Raw genomic sequence first — 19,207 nt, forward strand, 5'->3', positions numbered from 1 at the left:
GCATGGCACGTTGTGAGGTCTGCGGAAACGATTACGGGATGTCGTTCGAGGTGCACGCGCAGGGCGCGGTGCACGTCTTCGACTGCTTCGCCTGCGCCATCCACCGGATGGCGCCCATCTGCGAGCACTGCCGGGTCCAGGTCATCGGACAGGGCGTCGAGGTCGACGGCAGCTGGTACTGCGGCGGCCACTGCGCCCGCGCGGAGGGAAAGGTGGGCATCGTCGACAGGGTCTGAGCAGAAACGATCCTCGGCCCGCCCCCGGGCGAGCCGAACCCCCCTGCGTGCACCCCGTGACCCCCGCTGTACGGTCATGGGGTGTACCGCTTCCTGTTGTCCCGGCAGTGGGTGATCCTCACCCTCGTCGCCCTCGTCCTCATCCCCACGATGATCGAGCTGGGCTTCTGGCAGTTCCACCGCCACGAACGGCGGGTCGCCCAGAACACCCTGATCGCGGACAGCGTCGCGGCGAAGCCGGTGCCCGTCGAGGACCTCACCTCCCCCGGCCACACCGTGCCCCGCGAGGACTACTGGCGGCCCGTCACCGCCACCGGCACCTTCGACACCGCCCACGAGGTGGTGGTCCGCCGCCGCACCTCCTCCGACGACCGGGTCGGCGTGCACGTCCTCACCCCGCTGGTCCTCCGGGACGGCGCGGTCGTCCTGGTCAACCGCGGCTGGATCCCGGCCGCCGCCGACCAGCACTCCTTCCCGCCGGTGCCGCCCGCCCCCAAGGGCGAGGTCACCGTCACCGGCCGCCTCAAGGCCGACGAGACGACCGGCGCCAGCGGCATCAAGGACCTGAAGGGCCTGCCCGACCGGCAGGTCATGCTCATCAGCAGCCGGCAGCAGGCCGAACTCATCGGCCGCGAAGTGCTCGGCGGCTACCTCGAACAGGTCACGCCCGCCCCCGCCGGGAACACCCCCGAACTCATCGCCGAACCCGACCACGACTCGATCGGCCCCCATATGGCGTACGCCGTCCAGTGGTGGCTGTTCGCGGGCGGGGTACCCGTCGGCTGGGTGATCCTGGTCCGCCGGGAGAAGCGCGACCGGGAGGCCGCGGCCGTCTCCGGCACCGCCGTGGACCCGGAACACGACATCGACGCGATCCAGGCCACGCCGTCCCGCTGATTGACCGCCGCCGCTTCCGGGAACAGCCCAAAGCGTGACGCAACGTATCGACGACTACGCCCTCATCGGCGATCTCCAGACGGCCGCGCTCGTCGGCCGCGACGGATCGGTCGACTGGCTGTGTCTGCCCCGCTTCGACTCGGCCGCCTGCTTCGCCGCGATCCTCGGCAACGAGGACAACGGCCACTGGCGGATCGCCCCCAAGGGCGCCACGACCTGCACCACCCGGCGCTACGCCGAGGACTCCCTCATCCTGGAGACCTACTGGGAGACCCGTACCGGCACCGTCAAGGTCATCGACTTCATGCCGCAGCGGGACAGGGCCCCCGACCTGATGCGGATCGTGGAGGGCGTCAGCGGCACCGTCGAGATGAGCGCCGTCCTGCGGCTCCGCTTCGACTACGGCTCGATCGTGCCCTGGATGCGCCGCTCCGACGGCCACCGGGTCGCCGTCGCGGGACCCGACGCGGTCTGGCTGCGCAGCGAGCCGCCGGTGAAGACCTGGGGCCACCAGTTCTCCACCTGCTCCTCCTTCACCGTGGCCGCCGGGGAGAAGGTCGCGTTCGTCCTCACCTGGCACCCCTCCCACGAGCAGCGGCCCGAGCTGGTCGACCCCCACGAGGCCCTGGAACAGTCCCTCGCGGACTGGCGCGACTGGGCGGGCCGCTGCACCTACCGGGGCCCGTACCGGGACGCGGTACTGCGCTCCCTGATCACCCTCAAGGCACTCACGTACGCCCCGACCGGCGGGATCGTGGCCGCCCCCACCACCTCCCTGCCCGAGGACATCGGCGGCGTACGGAACTGGGACTACCGCGCCTGCTGGCTGCGCGACTCCTCCCTCACCCTCGGCGCGCTGCTCGCCAGCGGATACGTCGAGGAGGCCGCCGCCTGGCGGGACTGGCTCCTGCGCTCGGTCGCCGGCGACCCGGCCGACCTGCAGATCATGTACGGGCCCGCGGGCGAGCGCCGGCTCCCCGAGACGACGCTGCCGTGGCTGCGGGGCTACGGCGACTCGGCGCCGGTGCGCACCGGGAACGCGGCCGTCGACCAGTTCCAGCTCGATGTGTACGGCGAGGTCATGGACTCCCTCCACCTCGCGCGCGAAGCGGGCATCCCGCCGGTGCGGCACGCCTGGAACCTCCAGCTGAGCCTGCTCGGCTTCCTCGAGTCGACCTGGCGGGAACCCGACGAGGGCCTGTGGGAGGTCCGCGGCCCGCGCCGCCACTTCATCCACTCCAAGGTGATGGCCTGGGTGGCCGCGGACCGCGCCGTCCGCACCCTGGAGGCGGACCCCTCGCTGCCCGGCGACGTGGCGCGCTGGCGGACCATGCGGGACGAGATCCACGCGCAGGTGTGCTCCCGGGGCTACGACCCCGCCAGGAACACCTTCACCCAGTCCTACGGCTCCCTCGAACTGGACGCCGCGACCCTGCTCATCCCCCGGGTCGGCTTCCTGCCGCCGGACGACCCCCGGGTGGTGGGGACGGTCGACGCGGTACGGGCGGAGCTGCTGCACGGCGGGTACGTACGCCGCTACAGCACCGACTCCGGGGCGATCGACGGACTGCCCGGCCAGGAGGGCACCTTCCTGGTCTGCTCGTTCTGGCTGGCGGACGCCCTCCGGCTGACCGGCAGGACCGAGGAGGCCCGCGAACTCTTCGAACGGCTCGTGGCGCTCGCCAACGACGTCGGGCTCCTGGCGGAGGAGTACGACCCCGTGGCCGAACGCCAGCTGGGCAACTTCCCGCAGGCCTTCAGCCACATCGGCCTGGTGGGCACGGCGCTCGCGCTGGCCGGGGACGATCTGGACCCGGCAGGATAGGCCGCATGGATCTGGGACTGAAGGACCGTGTGTACGTGGTGACCGGGGCGACGCGGGGGCTCGGGCGGGCCTCCGCCGAGGCGCTGCTCGCCGAGGGCGCCAAGGTGCTGATCACCGGGCGCGAGGAGAAGACCGTCGCCGAGGCCGTGGACGAGCTGGGGGCGGGTGCGGCGGGCGTCGCCGCCGACAACACCGACGCGGGGACCCCCGCGCTGCTGATCGCCGAGGCACGGGCCCGGTTCGGCGGCTTCGACGGCATCCTGATCAGCGTGGGCGGGCCCGCGCCCGGCTTCGCCGCGGACAACACCGACGAGCAGTGGGCGGCGGCCTTCGACACCGTCTTCCTCGGGGCGGTCCGGCTGGCCCGCGCCGCCGCCGAGACGCTCGGCGAGGGCGGGGTCATCGGCTTCGTGCTGTCCGGCTCCGTCCACGAGCCGATCCCCGGCCTCACCATCTCCAACGGACTGCGCCCGGGGCTCGCCGGCTTCGCGAAGTCCCTCTCCAACGACCTGGGCCCGCGCGGGGTGCGGGTCGTCGGGCTGCTGCCGAGCCGGATCGACACGGACCGGGTGCGGTCCCTGGACGCGCTCTCCGGCGACGCCGACGCGGCCCGCACGGCCAACGAGGCCACCATCCCGCTGCGCCGCTACGGCACCCCGGAGGAGTTCGGCCGGACGGCCGCCTTCCTCCTGTCGCCGGCCGCCTCCTATCTGACGGGCCTGATGATCCCGGTGGACGGCGGGGCCCGCGGCGGGTTCTGAGAACCGCGCCCCGGCCCGCCGGTCAGGACACCCGGCGGGCCCGGTGCTTGACGGCCCGCAGGCGTGCCTCGGTGGGCAGCGCGGCGAGGCCCGCGGACGTACGGGCGTGGGCGAGCGCCTCGGTGCTGAGGGTGGTCAGGGCGTCCCCCGGGGAAGCGTGCGGCTCCAGGAGCAGGGCGACCCGGGTGCGGGGGGCGCCCCGGCGGCCCGTGAGGGACACCTTGGCCCGTGCCACGCCCTCCTGGGCCCCGGCGTCCGCCTCCAGTACGCCTTCCAGGGCCCGGCCGCGCAGCACCGCCTCCTCGCCGTCGCCGCTGTCGACGAGCACCTCGGCGAGCCGCGCCCGCCGGAACTGGACGAGCAGCCACCAGAGGGCGAGCAGGACGATCAGTCCGAGGACGGCGATGACCACGGGCCACCACCAGCCCTCGTTCCGCCAGCGCTGCCGTTCGGCGGTGGAGAGCAGCACGTCGGAGGAGCCCGACCAGGGCCACCAGGACGGTACGGACAGGTCGAGGGCGGCGGCGAGGACCGCGCCGCCGACGACGACGAGGAGCAGCCCGGCGAGGCCGAGCAGGACGCGGTTGACGCGCCGGAGGACGACCGTCACCGGGTCACCCCTTCCTGGGCGGCCTGGCCACCCGTACCGTCAGCGCGGGCGGGCGGGCGAGGCCCAGTTCGGCGATGCCGGCGGTGAGCGCCCGCTCCACGTCGGCCCGTACCTCGTCGAGCGCGCGGAAGTGCGAGGCCGCCCGGACGCCCACCTTGGCGCGGCCGACGCGGACCCGTACGGACTGCACCCCGGAGACCTCCATGGCCCGGTCCCGCAGGGCGAGGGCTGCCGCCTCCCGGTCGAGTCCGGCCCGTACGTCGGCGTGCTCGCGGCGCATCGGGAGGACGGCGCGCAGACCGGGGGTCACCGCCAGGACGATCAGCCAGACGCCGAGAGCGCAGGCGAGCGCGGCGCCGAGGACGACCCAGGTGTCGTCGAGCGGCCGGGTCGCGAGGCCGTCGGCGAGCTTCCGCCGCCAGGCCATGGCGGAGCGGTCGGCCCGGACGGCGGCCACGTCGTAGAGGAGCAGCCCGGCCCCGCCGAGGACGACGGCGGCGAGCAGGGCGGCGGGGATACGGCGCACGGCCCAGAAGCGGCGCACGCGGGACGCGGGGGCGTCACTGAGCACGGGGACGCCGTCGGGGGCGGGGCTCGCCCCGGACGCGGCTCCGGAGCCGGAGGCCGCTCGGGAGCCGGGGACCGCGTCACCGTCAGGGCCGGGGCCGCCGTCAGGGCCGGGGCCGCCGTCGCGGCCTGGGCTTCCGGCGCCGCCGGGCAGCGGGCTGCCGTCGCGGCCGGGGCCCGCGGCGCGGCCCGGATCGCGGCCGTCGTCGTGGCCTCGGCCCGGAGCGTCCTCGTCCTCCGGGGATGGTGGCGTCGTCATGACACGCGGTCCCTCCGTGTGGCCTGCCGGGTCAGGGGCGAGTGGAGCCGCTCCACGTGGACGGTGACCTCGTGGACCTCCATGCCCACCAGTGCTTCCACGCGGGAGCGGACCCGGCCCCGTACGGCCCCGCAGCGGCGGCCGACGTCCGAGGGGTAGGCGAGTTCGAGGCTCACCGCGACCCGGGCGACGTCCCGGTGGACGACGACCGAGGCATGGGGCTTGGAGCCCCCCTCGGGGACCGGGCCCGCCGCCTCCCGTGCCGCCTGGGCGGCGATCTTCGCGACGACCCGGTCGGCGATCCTGGTCGCTCCCCGGTCACGGACCGGGGAGCGAGCCGGCTCGGCTGCCACCCCGCGTCACCTCCGCCGGTCGCCGCGGTCGCGGCCCCGGAACAGATCGCCCAGTTCGAGGTCGCCGTCGAGGAAGCGGCCGGCCACGAAGCCGATCGCCCCCAAGGCCGCGACCAGCAGAAACGCTCCGAAGCCGCCGAAGTACCCGGCGAATCCGAGTGCCATGCCGGCCACCAGGCCGACCGCCGCCATGCTCATTCCTGACCCCTTTCCGAGTCCTCCTGAGCCCCCTGTACGCAACCGTCAGCGCTCACTGGAGCCGGGGTTCCGGCTCCTCCTCCTCCTCGTCGGGCAGCTTCACGTCGCTGACGGCGATGTTGACCTCGACGACCTCGAGACCGGTCATCCGCTCCACGGCGGCGATGACGTTCTCGCGGACGTCGCCCGCCACGTCGGCGATGGAGACGCCGTAGTCGACGACGATCTCCAGGTCGAGCGCGGTCTGCACCTCGCCGACCTCGGCCTTCACCCCTCGGGTGGCGGCCGACTTGCCGCCGCCCCCGCCGGGCACCCGGTCTCGCACGGCGCCGAAGGTGCGGGAGAGGCCGCTGCCCATCGCGTGGACGCCCACGACGTCACGGGCGGCGAGTCCGGCGATCTTCTCGACGACGCCGTCCGCGATCGTCGTCCGGCCGCGGGTGGCGGGAGCGCCGCCGCCCCGCTTGGTCACCGAGGTGCGGCGCGGGTCGTCGCCCGTCGGTTCGTTGGAATGCGTGGTGTCCGTCATCACGTTTCGCCCCTTCTGGGATATTTCGGGGTTCTTCGCCCACACTAAGGGCGCTTACTCGGAACCGCCCCGGGGATACGGCAGGCTGGGGCAATGACGACGGCTGAGGGTTGGACGGCTGCGGTACGGGACCGACTCGCCCCGGGCAGGCTGCTGCCGCTCGGAACGGCGGCGGACGGCGCCTGGATCACCGAGCGGACGGTACGTGAGGTTCTCGGCGTGGCCGGAGCGGCCGTACGGGGGGTGGTGCCCGGTGTTCTGCGGATCGGCCCGGCCGACGGGGACGAGGAGGACGGGCCGCCCGCGGCGCCGGGGTCCGTACGGATCTCGGCGGCGTTCGCGGCGGTGGCCGGCCGGCCGCTGCCCGAGCTGGCGGAGGGGCTGCGCGCGGTCCTGCTCGCGGCGGCCGAGGACGCGATCGGTCTTGTGGTGGCGGCCGTGGACCTGCGGGTGACGGAGCTGCTCGAAGCCGAACCCCCGGCGGCGGCCCCCGCCGATCCCCCGCCGGGCCGGACCTCCCCGTCGACGGACGATCCCCTGGCGCTGGTGGCGCTCGGGGTGCCGGGGGTCGCCGGGGTGACGGACGCGCTGGGCCCGCCGGTGCGCCGGGACGGGGAGGGGGTACGGCTGGAGCTGGCCGTGACGGCCGGCCGTCGGCCCCTGGACGTGGCGCGTTCGGTGCGTACGGCCGTGACCGCGGCCGCCCCGGAGGGCGCCGCGGTCACGGTGGTGGTGTCGGAGCTGCGCTAGGGCCTGTCGTCAGTCGCCGAGGCCCGCGAGGTCGCGCAGCCGGCGGGCCTGGGCGGCGCGCTCGGCGGCGCGCTGCTCCTCGTACGAGCGGCCGGAGACGCCCTGGAGGAGCGCCTTGGTCTCGGTGAGGGCGTCGCGGGGCGCCGCGAGCAGGGCGGCGCCGAGGTCCCGTACCGCCGCGTCGAGTTCGCCGGCGGGCACGGACAGGTTGGCGAGACCGATGCGCTCGGCCTCCTCGGCGTGGACGAAGCGGCCGGTGGCGCAGATCTCCAGCGCGCGGGCGTAGCCGACGAGCGAGACGAGCGGGTGCGTCCCGGTCAGGTCCGGGACGAGGCCCAGGCTGGTCTCGCGCATGGCGAACTGCACGTCCTCGGCGACGACCCGCAGGTCACAGGCGAGGGCGAGCTGGAAGCCCGCGCCGATGGCATGGCCCTGGACGGCCGCGATCGACACGAGGTCGCTGCGGCGCCACCAGGTGAACGCCTCCTGGTACTCGGCGATGACCGCGTCGAGTTCCTGGTCGGAACCGCGCGCGAGATCGATGAAGGACGGCTCTCCGTCGAAGCCCTCGGGCGTGAACGCCTGCCGGTCGAGTCCGGCGGAGAAGGACGTGCCCTCGCCGCGCAGAACGACGACCCGCACGCTGCCGGGCAATGACCGGCCGGCTTCTGTCAACGCCCGCCACAGAGCGGGAGACTGGGCGTTGCGCTTCGCCGGATTGGTCAGGGTCACCGTGGCAACGGCGTCCTCGACGGTGAGCCGTACACCGTCCTTGTCGAATACGAGCTCAGAGTCGTCGAGCGTAGTCATGGGGCGCCTCCGGTTCCGGTGCAGCACTGCATCCGATGCTAAGTGACTGCACAGTAACCACCGGGTCGGTCCGGAGACCGACCGGGTGGCCACCGGGAGACCCGGTGGCCCGGTCGAGCCGCCCCGATGTCAGGCCGAGGCCGCCTTCTTGCCCCGGGTCGCTCCGCCGCGTCCACGCAGCGTGACTCCGGACTCGCTGAGCATCCGGTGGACGAATCCGTAGGAGCGGCCCGTTTCCTCGGCCAGCGCCCGGATGCTCGCACCGGAGTCGTACTTCTTCTTCAGGTCTGCCGCGAGCTTGTCGCGCGCGGCGCCGGTCACCCGGCTGCCCTTCTTCAGAGTCTCGGCCACCCGTGCCTCCTCATGGGAAGTGCGCTCTGGACTTCTCATGATCACCCCTCCCGTCCGTCCTGGCCACCCATTCGACAAGGTCCGTGCCGCCGGATTTGTGGACGAGCGCTCCGTCGTCACAATCGGAGGCTCGAATTCCGATGGGCCGGAAACGACCGTTCGCGCCGCGCGGCGCGGGAAGTGCCAGGTCAAGGACGCAGGGGGAACACACGTACGGCGCGGGCCCGCCGGAAGGATCCGACAGAGCACCGCGCCGGGAGGTACGAGACGCCCTCACTCAGATGAAGGATCACCCATGAGCCGAATGATCCAGCCCGGGATGATCACTCCCGGCCGCTCCGGCCCGTTCTCCGGGCCGTTCGCGGCCGTCGTGGGTCAGGCCAGGGTGACCAGGTCCGCGTAGTCCGGGCCCCACAGGTCCTCGACGCCGTCCGGGAGCAGGATGATCCGCTCCGGCTCCAGCGCGTCCACCGCGCCCTCGTCGTGGGTGACCAGGACGACGGCGCCCTTGTAGGTGCGCAGGGCCCCGAGGATCTCCTCGCGGCTGGCCGGGTCCAGGTTGTTGGTCGGCTCGTCCAGGAGCAGCACGTTCGCCGAGGAGACGACCAGGGTGGCCAGGGCCAGCCGGGTCTTCTCGCCGCCGGAGAGGACCCCGGCCGGCTTGTCGACGTCGTCGCCGGAGAACAGGAAGGAGCCGAGCGTCTTGCGGACCTGGACGAGGTCGAGGTCGGGCGCGGCCGAGCGCATGTTCTCCAGGACGCTGCGCTCGGGGTCGAGCGTCTCGTGCTCCTGGGCGTAGTAGCCGAGCTTGAGGCCGTGGCCCGGGGTGACCTCGCCGGTGTCGGGCTTCTCCGCCCCGGCGAGGAGCCGCAGCAGCGTGGTCTTGCCCGCGCCGTTGAGGCCGAGGATGACGACGCGGGAGCCCTTGTCGATGGCGAGGTCCACATCGGTGAAGATCTCGAGCGAACCGTAGGACTTGGAGAGCCCCTCGGCCGTCAGCGGGGTCTTGCCGCAGGGCGCCGGCTCGGGGAAGCGGAGCTTGGCGACCTTGTCGGAGGCGCGCACCGCCTCCAGGCCGGAGAGCAGTCGCTCGGCGCGCTTCGCCATGTTCTGCGCGGCCACGGTCTTGGTGGCCTTGGCGCGCATCTTGTCGGCCTGCGAGTTGAGGGCGGCGGCCTTCTTCTCGGCGTTCTGGCGCTCGCGCTTGCGGCGCTTCTCGTCGGCCTCGCGCTGCTGCTGGTAGAGCTTCCAGCCCATGTTGTAGACGTCGATCGTGGAGCGGTTGGCGTCCAGGTAGAAGACCTTGTTGACCACGGTCTCGACGAGGTCGACGTCGTGGGAGATGACGATGAAGCCGCCGCGGTAGGTCTTCAGGTAGTCGCGCAGCCAGACGATGGAGTCGGCGTCGAGGTGGTTCGTGGGCTCGTCGAGAAGGAGGGTGTCGGCGTCCGAGAACAGGATCCGGGCCAGCTCGACGCGGCGGCGCTGACCACCGGAGAGGGTGTGCAGCGGCTGGCCCATCACGCGGTCGGGCAGACCGAGGGCGGCGGCGATGGTGGAGGCCTCGGCCTCGGCCGCGTAGCCGCCCTTGGTGAGGAACTCGGTCTCCTGGCGCTCGTACTGCCGCATCGCCTTGTCGCGGGTGCCGCCGGAGCCGGTGGCGATGCGCTCCTCGTTCATCCGCATCTTCTTGATGAGGGTGTCGAGGCCGCGCGCGGAGAGGATGCGGTCGCGGGCCAGGACGTCGAGGTCACCGGTGCGCGGGTCCTGCGGCAGATAGCCGACCTCGCCGGAGCGGGCGATGTTGCCGGCGGCCGGCTGGCCCTCGCCCGCGAGGCACTTGGTGAGGGTGGTCTTGCCCGCTCCGTTGCGGCCGACGAGGCCGATGCGGTCGCCCTTGGCGACACGGAAGGAAGCGGATTCGATGAGGACACGGGCGCCGGCGCGCAGCTCGACGCCGGATGCGGTGATCACGGACAGACTCCAGGGCGATGGGGAAAAGGGCGGAAGGACGACTGGTGGCGGGCTTCGACGCCGCTAATGCACCCAAAGGAGAATGGCCATACAGCCAGTCTAACGGGCACCGGCAACTGCTTTTCGGCCATGCGGGGTCCGGAGTACGAACACGAATTCTTCTCACATTCCCGCCTGTGAGCCGTAAAAGAAGCGACATATCGGAGATCGTCTGATACTCGGCACAGGGCGGCGGCCACCGCCGCGGCAGTGACGCGGAGGGTGGTGGACCGTGCAGTTCGACGACGACGCCGACCTGGACACCTCGGAGGTACGGGATGTCCGGGGCAGCCGCGTCCCCGGGGGCAGGGCGACCGTCGGCGGCGGTGTCATCGGCCTCATCGCCCTGGTCCTGGGCGTGCTCTTCGGGGTGGGACCGGACCAGCTCGGGCTCTCCGGGGGCGGCGACGAGCCGGTGGCCGGCGCCTCCTCGGTGGCCCAGGTCGACCAGAGCTGCAAGAAGGGGTCCGACGCGAACGCCCGTGAGGGCTGCCGGACCGTCGCCGTCGTCAACAGCCTCCAGGACTACTGGCGGACCGAGTACGCCCGCAGGGGCGGCACCTACGGGCCCGCGAAGACGGTGATGTTCAGCCGGCGGGTAGGGACCGCGTGCGGCTCCGCGACCTCGGCGGTGGGGCCGTTCTACTGCCCCGGCGACCGGCAGGTCTATCTGGACCTGGGCTTCTTCGACGAGCTGCGGACCAAGTTCGGGTCGAGCGGCGGGCCCTTCGCGCAGGCGTACGTGGTGGCGCACGAGTACGGCCATCACATCCAGAACCTGATGGGAACGCTGAGCCGCGCCCAGGACGGGCGGACCGGCGCGAACTCCGACGCCGTACGGGTCGAGCTCCAGGCCGACTGCTACGCGGGCGTCTGGGCGCGGCACGCGACGAGCAGCCCCGACGACCGGACGGGCCGGCCGCTCCTGACCACGCTCACCGACGCGGACATCCGGGACGGCCTCGACGCGGCGGCGGCGGTGGGCGACGACCGGATCCAGGAGAGGTTCCAGGGCCGGGTGACCCCGGAGCCCTGGACGCACGGCTCGGCGGCGCAGCGGCAGCAGTGGTTCCACGAGGGCTACCGGACCGGCGACATGGCCCGCTGCAACACCTTCCGCTGAGTTGCCGGTGGGGGCTGCCAGACTGAGACCCAGGTCACATTCGACGGCATCGAAAGGGAGTGATCGGGATGGCCGAGGCACCCCAGGTCTGTCCGACACTGACGTACGACGACGCCAAGGCGGCGATCAAGCAGCTCACGGAGGGCTTCGGCTTCACCGCGACCGCGGTGTACGAGGCCGAGGACGGGCGGGTCGCGCACGCCGAGCTGGCGTACGGGAACGGCATGGTGATGCTGGGCAGCAAGGGCACCGGCAGCGAGTTCGACAAGCTGATGGCCCGCGGCGGCCCGGTGGGCGTCTTCGTCCACGTGGACGACGTCGACGAGCACCACGCGCGCGCCGCCGCCCACGGCATCGAGATCGTGATGCCGCCCAAGGACCAGGACTACGGCTCCCGGGACTACATGGCCCGGGACGCCGAGGGGAACATCTGGAGCTTCGGGACGTACACCCCCGGCGCCGCGGAGTAGCCGGACGCCGGGGACGCGGTCCCCGTCACGCTCCCCCGGTGTGGACCTGGAAGGCGGCCCTGCGGACCGCCTTCGCCAGGGCCGGGTCGGGGTGGGCGGCGGCGAGGGCGACCAGGACCTGGACGGTACGCGGGTGGCCGACGGCCCGGACCTCGTCGAGCAGTGCCGGGACGGTGCCCTGCACGGCGGAGTCGAGGTGCCGGACGAGCAGCGCGCTCTCGCCGTGGTCGGCGACGGCCGCCGCCGTGTCCACCCAGAGCCAGGTGGCCTCTTCGCGGGTGAGGACCTCCTGGGCGTCGTCGGGGTCGGCGCCCTCGTACTCGGCGATCCAGAGCAGGGCGTACGGCCGGAGCGACGGTTCGGCGACGGTGGCGCGCACCTCGGCCTCGGCGGGGGCGCCGACGACCCGGAGCGCCTCGAAGGCGAGACCGCGCAGCAGGGCGTCCTCGCCGCGGGCGACCGCGAGGAGTTCGGCCACCGCGCTGGAGAGGGTGCGGGCCGCGAGCCAGGCGCGGTACTCGGCGCGGGCCGGTCCCGGGGTGAGCCGGGCGCAGCCGCGGAGCATGTCCTCGGCGGACTGCTCGATGTTGCCCGCGGGGCTCTGCGCGGCGACGCAGATCTGTTCCAGCTTGACCCAGACCGCCCAGTTGCCGAGCGGGGTCAGGGTGGCGTGACGCCCTTCCGCACCGGGGTCGAGGGTGAGCGCGCCGACGGCCGCGAGACCTTCGAGGGCCCAGTCGAGGAGGGCCGGGAGTCCGACGGCGGCGTCGTTCGCGGCCGGGGTGCCCGCGGTCTCGGCCGCGGGGCCCGCGGCCGGGACCTCGCAGCGTTCCTCGCGCAGTTCCTCGACGCGCTGGCCGAGGAGGTCGAGGAGGGCGGGGACGAGGACCGGGCCCTGGGAGAGCTGGAGCAGCGAGAGGACCTGGGGGACGGCCTCGACGACCTCGGCGACGGCGCTCGGCGCGACCCCTTCGGAGGCCGGGTGCACCAGGGACCAGGCGTCGAAGAGCGCGACCCAGCCGCGCAGGACGGCGGAGTCGTCCCGGTCCCAGGCGTGCAGCCGCCAGCCGGGGCGGACGGTGCCGCCGTGGAGTTCGACGAGTCCGGCGAGCCGCGCGCGGTCCCAGCCGGCCCGGATCTGGCCGGGCGTCAGGTCCAGTGCGGCGGCGGCCCTTTCCTGGGCGAGGACCGCGGCGGGGACGGTGGCCGGGGCCGTGCCGGGACCGGTGCGGGGGGCCGTGTCGGCGCCGCGCTCGACCGCGGCCCAGCGGGCGATCCGTACGGCGTCGGCGAGGACCTGCCGGGCCTGGCGGGCGAGTTCCGCGCGGGGCGGAGTGCCCTCGGGCGGCCGTGGCGCAGGCCGGGTGCGCCGGGTCGTCACGGCCCGTCGGGCGGTGGCCAGCGCCCGCGGGCGGACGAGTCGGAGTCTGGAGTTGCGCGCCAATGGTTCATCGGGCTTTCGAGACGTCACGGGGGCAGTCTTCCCGCTGACGGCCCGAAAGCCCAATCGGAATCGGCCACCCCGTCATGACGGGCGCGCGGACGGGCCCGGGAACAGGCGCGGCCGCCCGGGGAGAACAGTCGCGGACGGCCTCGGCGGAACGGGGGCGGCGGCCTCAGAGGAGGGGAGTGAGGAAGCGGCGGAGGGCTTCCTCGTAACGGACCGGGTCGGCGTTCCACATCGCGGCGTGCGGGGCGTGCCGCACGGTGTGGAGGGTGACCAGGTCGGGACGGCGCGCGGCGAGCTCGACGGAGGGTTCCCAGGGGGCGACGGTGTCGTCGGGGCCGTGCAGGAGGAGGACCGGGACGCGCAGGGCCTCGGGTTCGGAAGCGGCCATGAGCAGGTCGCCGTGGACTCCGGTCCTGCCCTGGGCGGAGCGGACGGCGAGCGGGAGCAGCGGTCCGGGGACGTGGTGGGCCGAGACGAGGTTGCGGAGGGTGGCTTCCCAGTCGAGGACCGGGGAGTCGAGGACGAGGCCGCTGATCCGGTCGCGCATCCCGGACTCGGCGGCGGCGCGCAGCGCCATCGAGGCCCCGGTCCCCCAGCCGTGCAGGACGACCTTGCGGGCGCCGCGACGGACGGCGTACCGGATGGTGGCGTCGACGTCGCGCCATTCGGAGTCGCCGAGGTGGGCGAGGCCGTCGGGGGAGGCGGGTGCTCCCTCGTCGCCCCGGTAGGCGGGGACGAGGACGGGGATCTTGCGCCGGTTGAAGAAGGGGACGACGTTGAGCGGGTGCTCGCGGGTGGTGCCGAGGCCGTGCAGGGCGATGACCCAGGTGGTGCGGGGGGCGGCGACCAGCCAGGCGGGCAGCGGGCCGAGTTCGCCGGGGATCTCGACGTCCTCCTGGGCGAGCCCGAGGGCGGTGATCGGTGTGCCCCGGTGCAGCTGGGGGGTGAACCGGACGCGGGCTCCGGGGCCGAACACCCCGAGTTCGACCCGTTCCAGGCGCCGGACGACGGTGTCCGCGGTGTGCGGGACCCGGTCGAGGACGGGGCCGACGACGGCGTGCAGGCCGTGGCCCTCGATCCCGTACGTGCCGGGGCGCAGCGAGGCGAGGCTGCGGGTGAGGGTGATCCGTTCGGGGTCCGTGGCGTGCACGGTCAGTTTGGGATCCCCGGGCAGGGGTCGTCCGGACGGCGCCCTGAGGGCGACGTCGCTGGCGTACCGGCCGGCCGCGATCGCGACCGCGCCGACACCGATCAGAGTGGTGACGGCCGCTGCCGTCGCTGTAGCCGGGCGCACGCTCCCAGTCTCGGCACGGTGGGGGCGGGCTGCCACCGGACGGACCCGGCCGGGGGGGTGGGGCGGGGGCCGGGGTCGCCTCGGGGAGGGCCCCTGGGGAGTGACATGGGTCTCCTCGGCGGGGTCGCCCGTCCGGATGACGCGGTCCGGGGAGCGGAACCGGGTGGCGTGGGGCGAACCGGGTCAGGTCGTACGTGCCCGGTGTTCGCCCGGATTACCCGGGGTCGCGGGGTGACCGCATCGTGGACGACCGGCACGCCGGAGCCGTAAGCGGAATGTCTTGACACCGGATGGGGACACCGCAGCGCCCGACCCAGTTCACCTTCCGTTCACTCAGGTTGCCTACGTTCGACTGGCCACTGACGCCAAACGATTGCCTGGGTAAATGGAACACATCACGCTGCTGCTCGCCATTGTGGTCGTGACAGCTCTCGTGTTCGATTTCACGAACGGTTTCCACGACACCGCCAACGCGATGGCCACGACCATCTCGACCGGTGCGCTGAAGCCCAAGACGGCGGTGGCCATGTCCGCCGTGCTCAACCTCGTCGGCGCGTTCCTGTCCGTGGAGGTCGCCAAGACGATCTCCGGCGGGATCATCAACGAAGAGGGCATCCGCACAGAGGTGATCTTCGCCGCGCTGGTCGGCGCCATCCTGTGGAACCTGCTGACCTGGCTGCTCGGACTGCCGTCCAGCTCCTCCCACGCCCTCTTCGGCGGTCTCATCGGCGCCGCGGTCATGTCGGCCGGCTGGTCGGCCGTGAACGGCCCGACGATCGTCACCAAGGTCCTCATCCCGGCCGTCGCCGCGCCGATCGTGGCCGGTCTCGCCGCGATGCTGGCCACCAGGCTGACGTACCGGATCGGCGCGAAGACCGACGAGAAGCACACCGCCAAGGGCTACCGGGTCGGCCAGATCGCCTCCGCCGGTCTCGTCTCCCTCGCCCACGGCACCAACGACGCCCAGAAGACGATGGGCATCATCACCCTGGCCCTGGTCACCCAGGGCGTCGTCGACCCCGGCTCCAACCCGCCGCTCTGGGTCGTCGTCTCCGCCGGCGTCGCGATCGCCCTCGGCACCTACCTCGGTGGCTGGCGCATCATCCGCACCATGGGCAAGGGCCTCACCGACCTCCGGCCGCAGCAGGGCTTCGCCGCCCAGACCAGCGCCGCGACGGTCATCCTGGCCTCCTCGCACCTCGGCTTCTCCCTCTCCACCACCCAGTCCTGCTCGGGTGCCGTGATGGGCGCCGGTCTCGGCCGCAAGGGCGGTGTCGTCCGCTGGTCGACCGCGACCCGGATGTTCGTCGCCTGGGGTCTGACCCTGCCCGCCGCGGCCCTGGTCGGCGCCGGTGCCGAGTTCCTCACCAAGCAGGGCCCCTGGGGCATCGCCGCCGTCGCGGTCCTGCTGATCGCCGGCTCGGGCGTCATCTGGTCGCTGTCCCGCCGCAAGCCGGTCGACCAGCACAACGTCACCGCCGACGACCTCGACGCCGAGGCCGAGCCCGCGGGTGTGGTGACCACCGCCATCGCGGCCGTCACCCCGCCGCCGCCGGCCGGTTCCGTCGCCGCCGTCACCGACGAGGACCTCAAGACCACCATCCCCGCGCCGGCCCCGACCGACCCGAGCGCTCCCCCGGCCCCCGCCGCAGCGGTGTAAGGAACGAACGACATGAAGATCGACTGGGCAGCCCTCGGCTCCGTCTTCGGAGTCAGCCTCGTGGCGACCGTCGCGCTGGTGGGCCTCTTCACCCTCGGCGTCATCGGCCTCTCCAAGCAGGAGCAGGCCGCCGCCCAGGGAGGCTCCGCCGCCCTGGCCCGCACCGGCGCCTACGCCTGCTTCGCCCTGTGCCTCGCGGCCGTGGCGTACGGGATCTACCTGATCGTCGCCTGACGGTCCGCGAACACCAACGGCCGGGCGGTCCGCACCTCGTGTGCGGGCCGCCCGGCCGTCGTGTTTGTGGTGCTTCGCACAGTGACGCGATGCAGGTCAAGGGTGAGTTGACGGCTGTTCTCGGGCCGTGGTGGACTGCCGAGGCCATTACGGAGGCAGTAGAGGAAGTCCGGTGCGAATCCGGCGCGGTCCCGCCACTGTGACCGGATCCGAAGGGTCCGGGAGTCAGGAACTCTCGCCGCCGGTCACGTCGATCCAGGGCGCGGACCCTGAGTGAGGACGCAGCGCCATGCCCGGCCGCAGCCCCAGACCTTCCAGAGCCACCGCCGTCTTCGCGTACGGCGCCGCCGCGGGCCTCGCCGTCGACCTGCTCGTCGGCGACCCCCGCCGCGGCCATCCCGTCGCCGCGTTCGGCCGGGCCGCCGCCGGGGTCGAACGGGCCCTGTGGCGCGACCACCGCGGCTGGGGCGCCCTGCACACCGCCGTCTGCGCCGGCTCCACCGCCGCCCTCGGCGCGCTCGCCGCCCGGACCGTGCGGAACCGGCCGGCCGCTTCCGTCGCCCTCACCGCCGCCTCCGTCTGGGCCGTCGTCGGCGGTACGACCCTGGGGCGGGAGGCCCGCGCGATCGGCGGCGCCCTCGCCGCCGGGGACCTGGAGGTGGCCCGGGAACGGCTGCCCCACCTGTGCGGGCGCGACCCGCACTCCCTGGACGGACCGGCGATGGCCCGCGCGGTCGTCGAGTCGGTCGCCGAGAACACCTCCGACGCCGTGGTCGGCGCCCTCTTCTGGGGCGCGGTCGCGGGCGTGCCCGGCCTCGTCGCCTTCCGCGCCGTCAACACCCTCGACGCCATGGTCGGCCACAAGTCGCCGCGCCACCGCCGCTTCGGCTGGGCCTCCGCCCGCCTCGACGACCTGGCCGGCTGGCCCGGCGCCCGGCTGACGGCCGTGGCCGCGACGCTCGCCGGAGGGAACCCGCGCGGGGCCGTACGGGCCTGGCGGGCGGACGCGGCGAAGCACCCGAGCCCCAACGCGGGCCCCGTCGAGGCCTCCTTCGCGGGCGCGCTCGGCGTACGGCTCGGCGGGACCCTCTCGTACGCCGGAAGGACCGAGCACCGGCCCGTCCTGAACGGGGAGGGGCGGCCCGTCGAGGTCGCCGACATCGACCGGGCGGTCCGGCTGTCCCGCCGGGTCACCGGACTGACCCTGGCCGCCTGTGTGGGCGGCCGGATGATCGCGAGCGCGCTGAAGCGGAGGAACGCATGAGGGGTGGGGGGCTGCTCGTCGCCGGGACCACGTCCGACGCCGGCAAGAGCGTCGTGACGGCCGGCATCTGCCGCTGGCTGGTCCGGCAGGGGATCAAGGTCGCGCCGTTCAAGGGACAGAACATGTCCCTGAACTCCTTCGTGACGCGCGAGGGCGCCGAGATCGGGCGGGCGCAGGCCATGCAGGCGCAGGCCGCCCGCGTCGAGCCGACCGCGCTGATGAACCCAGTGCTGCTCAAGCCGGGCAGCGACCGCTCCAGCCAGGTCGTCCTCATGGGCAGGCCGGTGGGGGAGATGAGCGCCCGGGGGTTCTTCGGGGGGGCTGGGGAGGCGTCTTCCGGGAAGAGGCTGCACGGGGGACGGCAGAAGACGCTCTTCGAGCCGGTGATGGCGTGCCTCGAGGAGCTCCGGGGCACGTATGACGCCGTGATCTGCGAGGGGGCGGGCAGTCCGGCCGAGATCAATCTGCGGCGCACCGACATCGTGAACATGGGCATAGCGCGGGCCGCGAAGCTGCCCGTGGTCGTCGTCGGGGACATCGACCGGGGCGGGGTCTTCGCCCAGTTCTTCGGGACGACGGCGCTGCTCTCGCCCGAGGACCAGTCGCTGGTCGCGGGCTATCTCGTGAACAAGTTCCGGGGTGACGTCACCCTCCTGGAACCGGGTCTCGACATGCTGCACGGGCTCACCGGGCGCCGGACCTTCGGCGTCCTGCCGTACGCGCACGGGCTCGGCATCGACGAGGAGGACGGCCTGAGGGTGTCGCTGCGCGGCACCGTCCGCGAGTCGGTCGTCGCACCGCCGGTCGGTGAGGACGTGCTGCGGATCGCCGTCTGCGCCGTACCCCTGATGTCCAACTTCACGGACGTGGACGCACTGGCCGCCGAGCCGGGTGTCGTCGTGCGGTTCGTGGACCGGGCGGAGGAGCTCGTCGACGCGGACCTGGTCGTCGTGCCGGGGACCCGGGGGACGGTGAAGGCGCTCGCGTGGCTGCGCGAGCGGGGGCTCGCGGACGCCCTCGTCCGGCGCGCGGCCGAGGGCCGGCCGGTGCTCGGCATCTGCGGCGGCTTCCAGGCCCTGGGCGAGCGCATCGAGGACGAGGTCGAATCGAGGGCCGGAGTGGTCGACGGGCTCGGGCTGCTGCCCGTACGGGTGCGGTTCGGGGTCGAGAAGACCCTCGCCCGGCCGGTCGGCGAGGCGCTCGGGGAGCGGGTCGAGGGGTACGAGATCCACCACGGCGTCGCGGACGTGCTGGGCGGTGAGCCGTTCTTGGACGGCTGCCGGGTCGGCTCCGTGTGGGGCACCCACTGGCACGGCTCGCTGGAGAGCGACGGGTTCCGGCGGGCGTTCCTGCGGGAGGTCGCGGCGGCGGCCGGACGACGGTTCGTGCCGGCGCCCGACACGTCGTTCGGGACGCTGCGGGAGGAACAGCTCGACCGCCTCGGCGACCTGATCGAGGAACACGCGGACACGGACGCCCTGCTGCGGCTGATCGAGGAGGGGGCCCCGGCGGGGCTGCCGTTCGTGCCGCCGGGTGCGCCGTGAGGACCCCAG

General features: G+C 73.5%; 21 protein-coding genes and 1 riboswitch. Of the genes, 11 read left to right on the plus strand and 10 right to left on the minus strand.

Features of this window, described 5'->3' with window-relative positions; genetic code table 11:
- The first annotated feature begins 2 nt into the window (after positions 1-2).
- From V4Y03_RS06875 to V4Y03_RS06890, 4 genes are all read left to right on the plus strand, one after another.
- Positions 3-236 carry a hypothetical protein gene (locus tag V4Y03_RS06875; RefSeq protein WP_056561222.1) on the plus strand — a complete coding sequence of 78 codons (234 nt, stop codon included), beginning with the start codon at positions 3-5 and terminating at the stop codon, positions 234-236.
- An 81-nt stretch (positions 237-317) separates the two neighbouring features.
- Positions 318-1,133 (plus strand): SURF1 family cytochrome oxidase biogenesis protein, encoded by an 816-nt coding sequence (locus tag V4Y03_RS06880; RefSeq protein WP_332434335.1) that lies wholly within the window; start codon positions 318-320, stop codon positions 1,131-1,133.
- 34 nt (positions 1,134-1,167) lie between these two features.
- Positions 1,168-2,958 (plus strand): glycoside hydrolase family 15 protein, encoded by a 1,791-nt coding sequence (locus tag V4Y03_RS06885; protein ID WP_332434336.1) that lies wholly within the window; start codon positions 1,168-1,170, stop codon positions 2,956-2,958.
- Positions 2,959-2,963: 5 nt separating this feature from the next.
- Positions 2,964-3,719 carry an SDR family oxidoreductase gene (locus V4Y03_RS06890; RefSeq protein WP_332434337.1) on the plus strand — a complete coding sequence of 252 codons (756 nt, stop codon included), beginning with the start codon at positions 2,964-2,966 and terminating at the stop codon, positions 3,717-3,719.
- A gap of 22 nt (positions 3,720-3,741) precedes the next feature.
- Here the strand turns inward: V4Y03_RS06890 and amaP are convergent, their stop codons facing one another.
- Genes amaP through V4Y03_RS06915 form a run of 5 tightly spaced genes read right to left on the minus strand, consistent with a single transcriptional unit; the run spans position 3,742 to position 6,235 of the window.
- A complete protein-coding gene (gene amaP, locus V4Y03_RS06895; protein ID WP_317876046.1) occupies positions 3,742-4,329 on the minus strand; it encodes an alkaline shock response membrane anchor protein AmaP in 588 nt (195 codons plus the stop codon).
- A gap of 4 nt (positions 4,330-4,333) precedes the next feature.
- The gene (locus V4Y03_RS06900; protein ID WP_332434338.1) at positions 4,334-5,155 is read right to left on the minus strand and encodes a DUF6286 domain-containing protein; all 822 of its coding nucleotides are present in this window, start codon (positions 5,153-5,155) and stop codon (positions 4,334-4,336) included.
- On the minus strand, positions 5,152-5,508 hold the full coding sequence (locus tag V4Y03_RS06905) for an Asp23/Gls24 family envelope stress response protein (protein WP_332434339.1): 357 nt from the start codon (positions 5,506-5,508) through the stop codon (positions 5,152-5,154). Before V4Y03_RS06905 ends, V4Y03_RS06900 begins: the two co-directional genes overlap by 4 nt.
- A 6-nt stretch (positions 5,509-5,514) precedes the next feature.
- Entirely contained in the window at positions 5,515-5,706 is a 192-nt protein-coding gene (locus tag V4Y03_RS06910) for a hypothetical protein (RefSeq protein ID WP_332434340.1), read from the minus strand.
- Between the two features lie 52 nt (positions 5,707-5,758).
- The gene (locus V4Y03_RS06915; RefSeq protein WP_317879072.1) at positions 5,759-6,235 is read right to left on the minus strand and encodes an Asp23/Gls24 family envelope stress response protein; all 477 of its coding nucleotides are present in this window, start codon (positions 6,233-6,235) and stop codon (positions 5,759-5,761) included.
- 93 nt (positions 6,236-6,328) lie between these two features.
- Here V4Y03_RS06915 and V4Y03_RS06920 point away from each other — a divergent pair, with 93 nt between their 5' ends.
- Positions 6,329-6,985: a hypothetical protein gene (locus V4Y03_RS06920; protein ID WP_332434341.1), complete on the plus strand. Its 657-nt coding sequence runs from the start codon at positions 6,329-6,331 to the stop codon at positions 6,983-6,985.
- A gap of 9 nt (positions 6,986-6,994) precedes the next feature.
- On the opposite strand, the gene V4Y03_RS06925 is transcribed toward V4Y03_RS06920, so the two are convergent.
- From V4Y03_RS06925 to V4Y03_RS06935, 3 genes are all read right to left on the minus strand, one after another.
- Positions 6,995-7,795, minus strand: coding sequence for an enoyl-CoA hydratase/isomerase family protein (locus V4Y03_RS06925; RefSeq protein WP_317877897.1), 801 nt, complete (start codon positions 7,793-7,795; stop codon positions 6,995-6,997).
- A 129-nt stretch (positions 7,796-7,924) separates the two neighbouring features.
- Positions 7,925-8,146, minus strand: coding sequence for a helix-turn-helix domain-containing protein (locus V4Y03_RS06930; protein WP_006123601.1), 222 nt, complete (start codon positions 8,144-8,146; stop codon positions 7,925-7,927).
- A 375-nt stretch (positions 8,147-8,521) separates the two neighbouring features.
- The gene (locus tag V4Y03_RS06935) at positions 8,522-10,120 is read right to left on the minus strand and encodes an ABC-F family ATP-binding cassette domain-containing protein (protein WP_317877898.1); all 1,599 of its coding nucleotides are present in this window, start codon (positions 10,118-10,120) and stop codon (positions 8,522-8,524) included.
- A gap of 271 nt (positions 10,121-10,391) precedes the next feature.
- Here V4Y03_RS06935 and ypfJ point away from each other — a divergent pair, with 271 nt between their 5' ends.
- Positions 10,392-11,282 (plus strand): KPN_02809 family neutral zinc metallopeptidase, encoded by an 891-nt coding sequence (ypfJ, locus tag V4Y03_RS06940; RefSeq protein WP_332434342.1) that lies wholly within the window; start codon positions 10,392-10,394, stop codon positions 11,280-11,282.
- Between the two features lie 68 nt (positions 11,283-11,350).
- Entirely contained in the window at positions 11,351-11,752 is a 402-nt protein-coding gene (locus V4Y03_RS06945) for a VOC family protein (RefSeq protein WP_332434343.1), read from the plus strand.
- Between the two features lie 25 nt (positions 11,753-11,777).
- Here the strand turns inward: V4Y03_RS06945 and V4Y03_RS06950 are convergent, their stop codons facing one another.
- Both V4Y03_RS06950 and V4Y03_RS06955 read right to left on the minus strand, forming a co-directional pair.
- Positions 11,778-13,223, minus strand: a complete 1,446-nt coding sequence (locus V4Y03_RS06950; protein WP_443079751.1) for a hypothetical protein — start codon at positions 13,221-13,223, stop codon at positions 11,778-11,780.
- A 145-nt stretch (positions 13,224-13,368) separates the two neighbouring features.
- Complete coding sequence (locus tag V4Y03_RS06955) at positions 13,369-14,496, minus strand: alpha/beta hydrolase (RefSeq protein WP_332434345.1); 1,128 nt, start codon at positions 14,494-14,496, stop codon at positions 13,369-13,371.
- A 385-nt stretch (positions 14,497-14,881) separates the two neighbouring features.
- Here V4Y03_RS06955 and V4Y03_RS06960 point away from each other — a divergent pair, with 385 nt between their 5' ends.
- The 4 genes from V4Y03_RS06960 to V4Y03_RS06975 all read left to right on the plus strand — a co-directional run bounded on the left by V4Y03_RS06960 (position 14,882) and on the right by V4Y03_RS06975 (position 19,198).
- On the plus strand, positions 14,882-16,156 hold the full coding sequence (locus tag V4Y03_RS06960; RefSeq protein WP_317878597.1) for an inorganic phosphate transporter: 1,275 nt from the start codon (positions 14,882-14,884) through the stop codon (positions 16,154-16,156).
- Positions 16,157-16,168: 12 nt separating this feature from the next.
- Positions 16,169-16,390 carry a hypothetical protein gene (locus V4Y03_RS06965; RefSeq protein WP_189802473.1) on the plus strand — a complete coding sequence of 74 codons (222 nt, stop codon included), beginning with the start codon at positions 16,169-16,171 and terminating at the stop codon, positions 16,388-16,390.
- Between the two features lie 114 nt (positions 16,391-16,504).
- Positions 16,505-16,644: riboswitch (cobalamin riboswitch) on the plus strand.
- A 35-nt stretch (positions 16,645-16,679) separates the two neighbouring features.
- Positions 16,680-17,654, plus strand: a complete 975-nt coding sequence (locus V4Y03_RS06970; protein ID WP_332434346.1) for a cobalamin biosynthesis protein — start codon at positions 16,680-16,682, stop codon at positions 17,652-17,654.
- Complete coding sequence (locus tag V4Y03_RS06975; protein WP_332434347.1) at positions 17,651-19,198, plus strand: cobyric acid synthase; 1,548 nt, start codon at positions 17,651-17,653, stop codon at positions 19,196-19,198. The genes V4Y03_RS06970 and V4Y03_RS06975 overlap by 4 nt, the downstream gene beginning before the upstream one ends.
- Positions 19,199-19,207 lie beyond the last annotated feature (9 nt).

It is taken from the genome of Streptomyces sp. P9-A4 (assembly GCF_036634195.1).
Classification (GTDB): domain Bacteria; phylum Actinomycetota; class Actinomycetes; order Streptomycetales; family Streptomycetaceae; genus Streptomyces.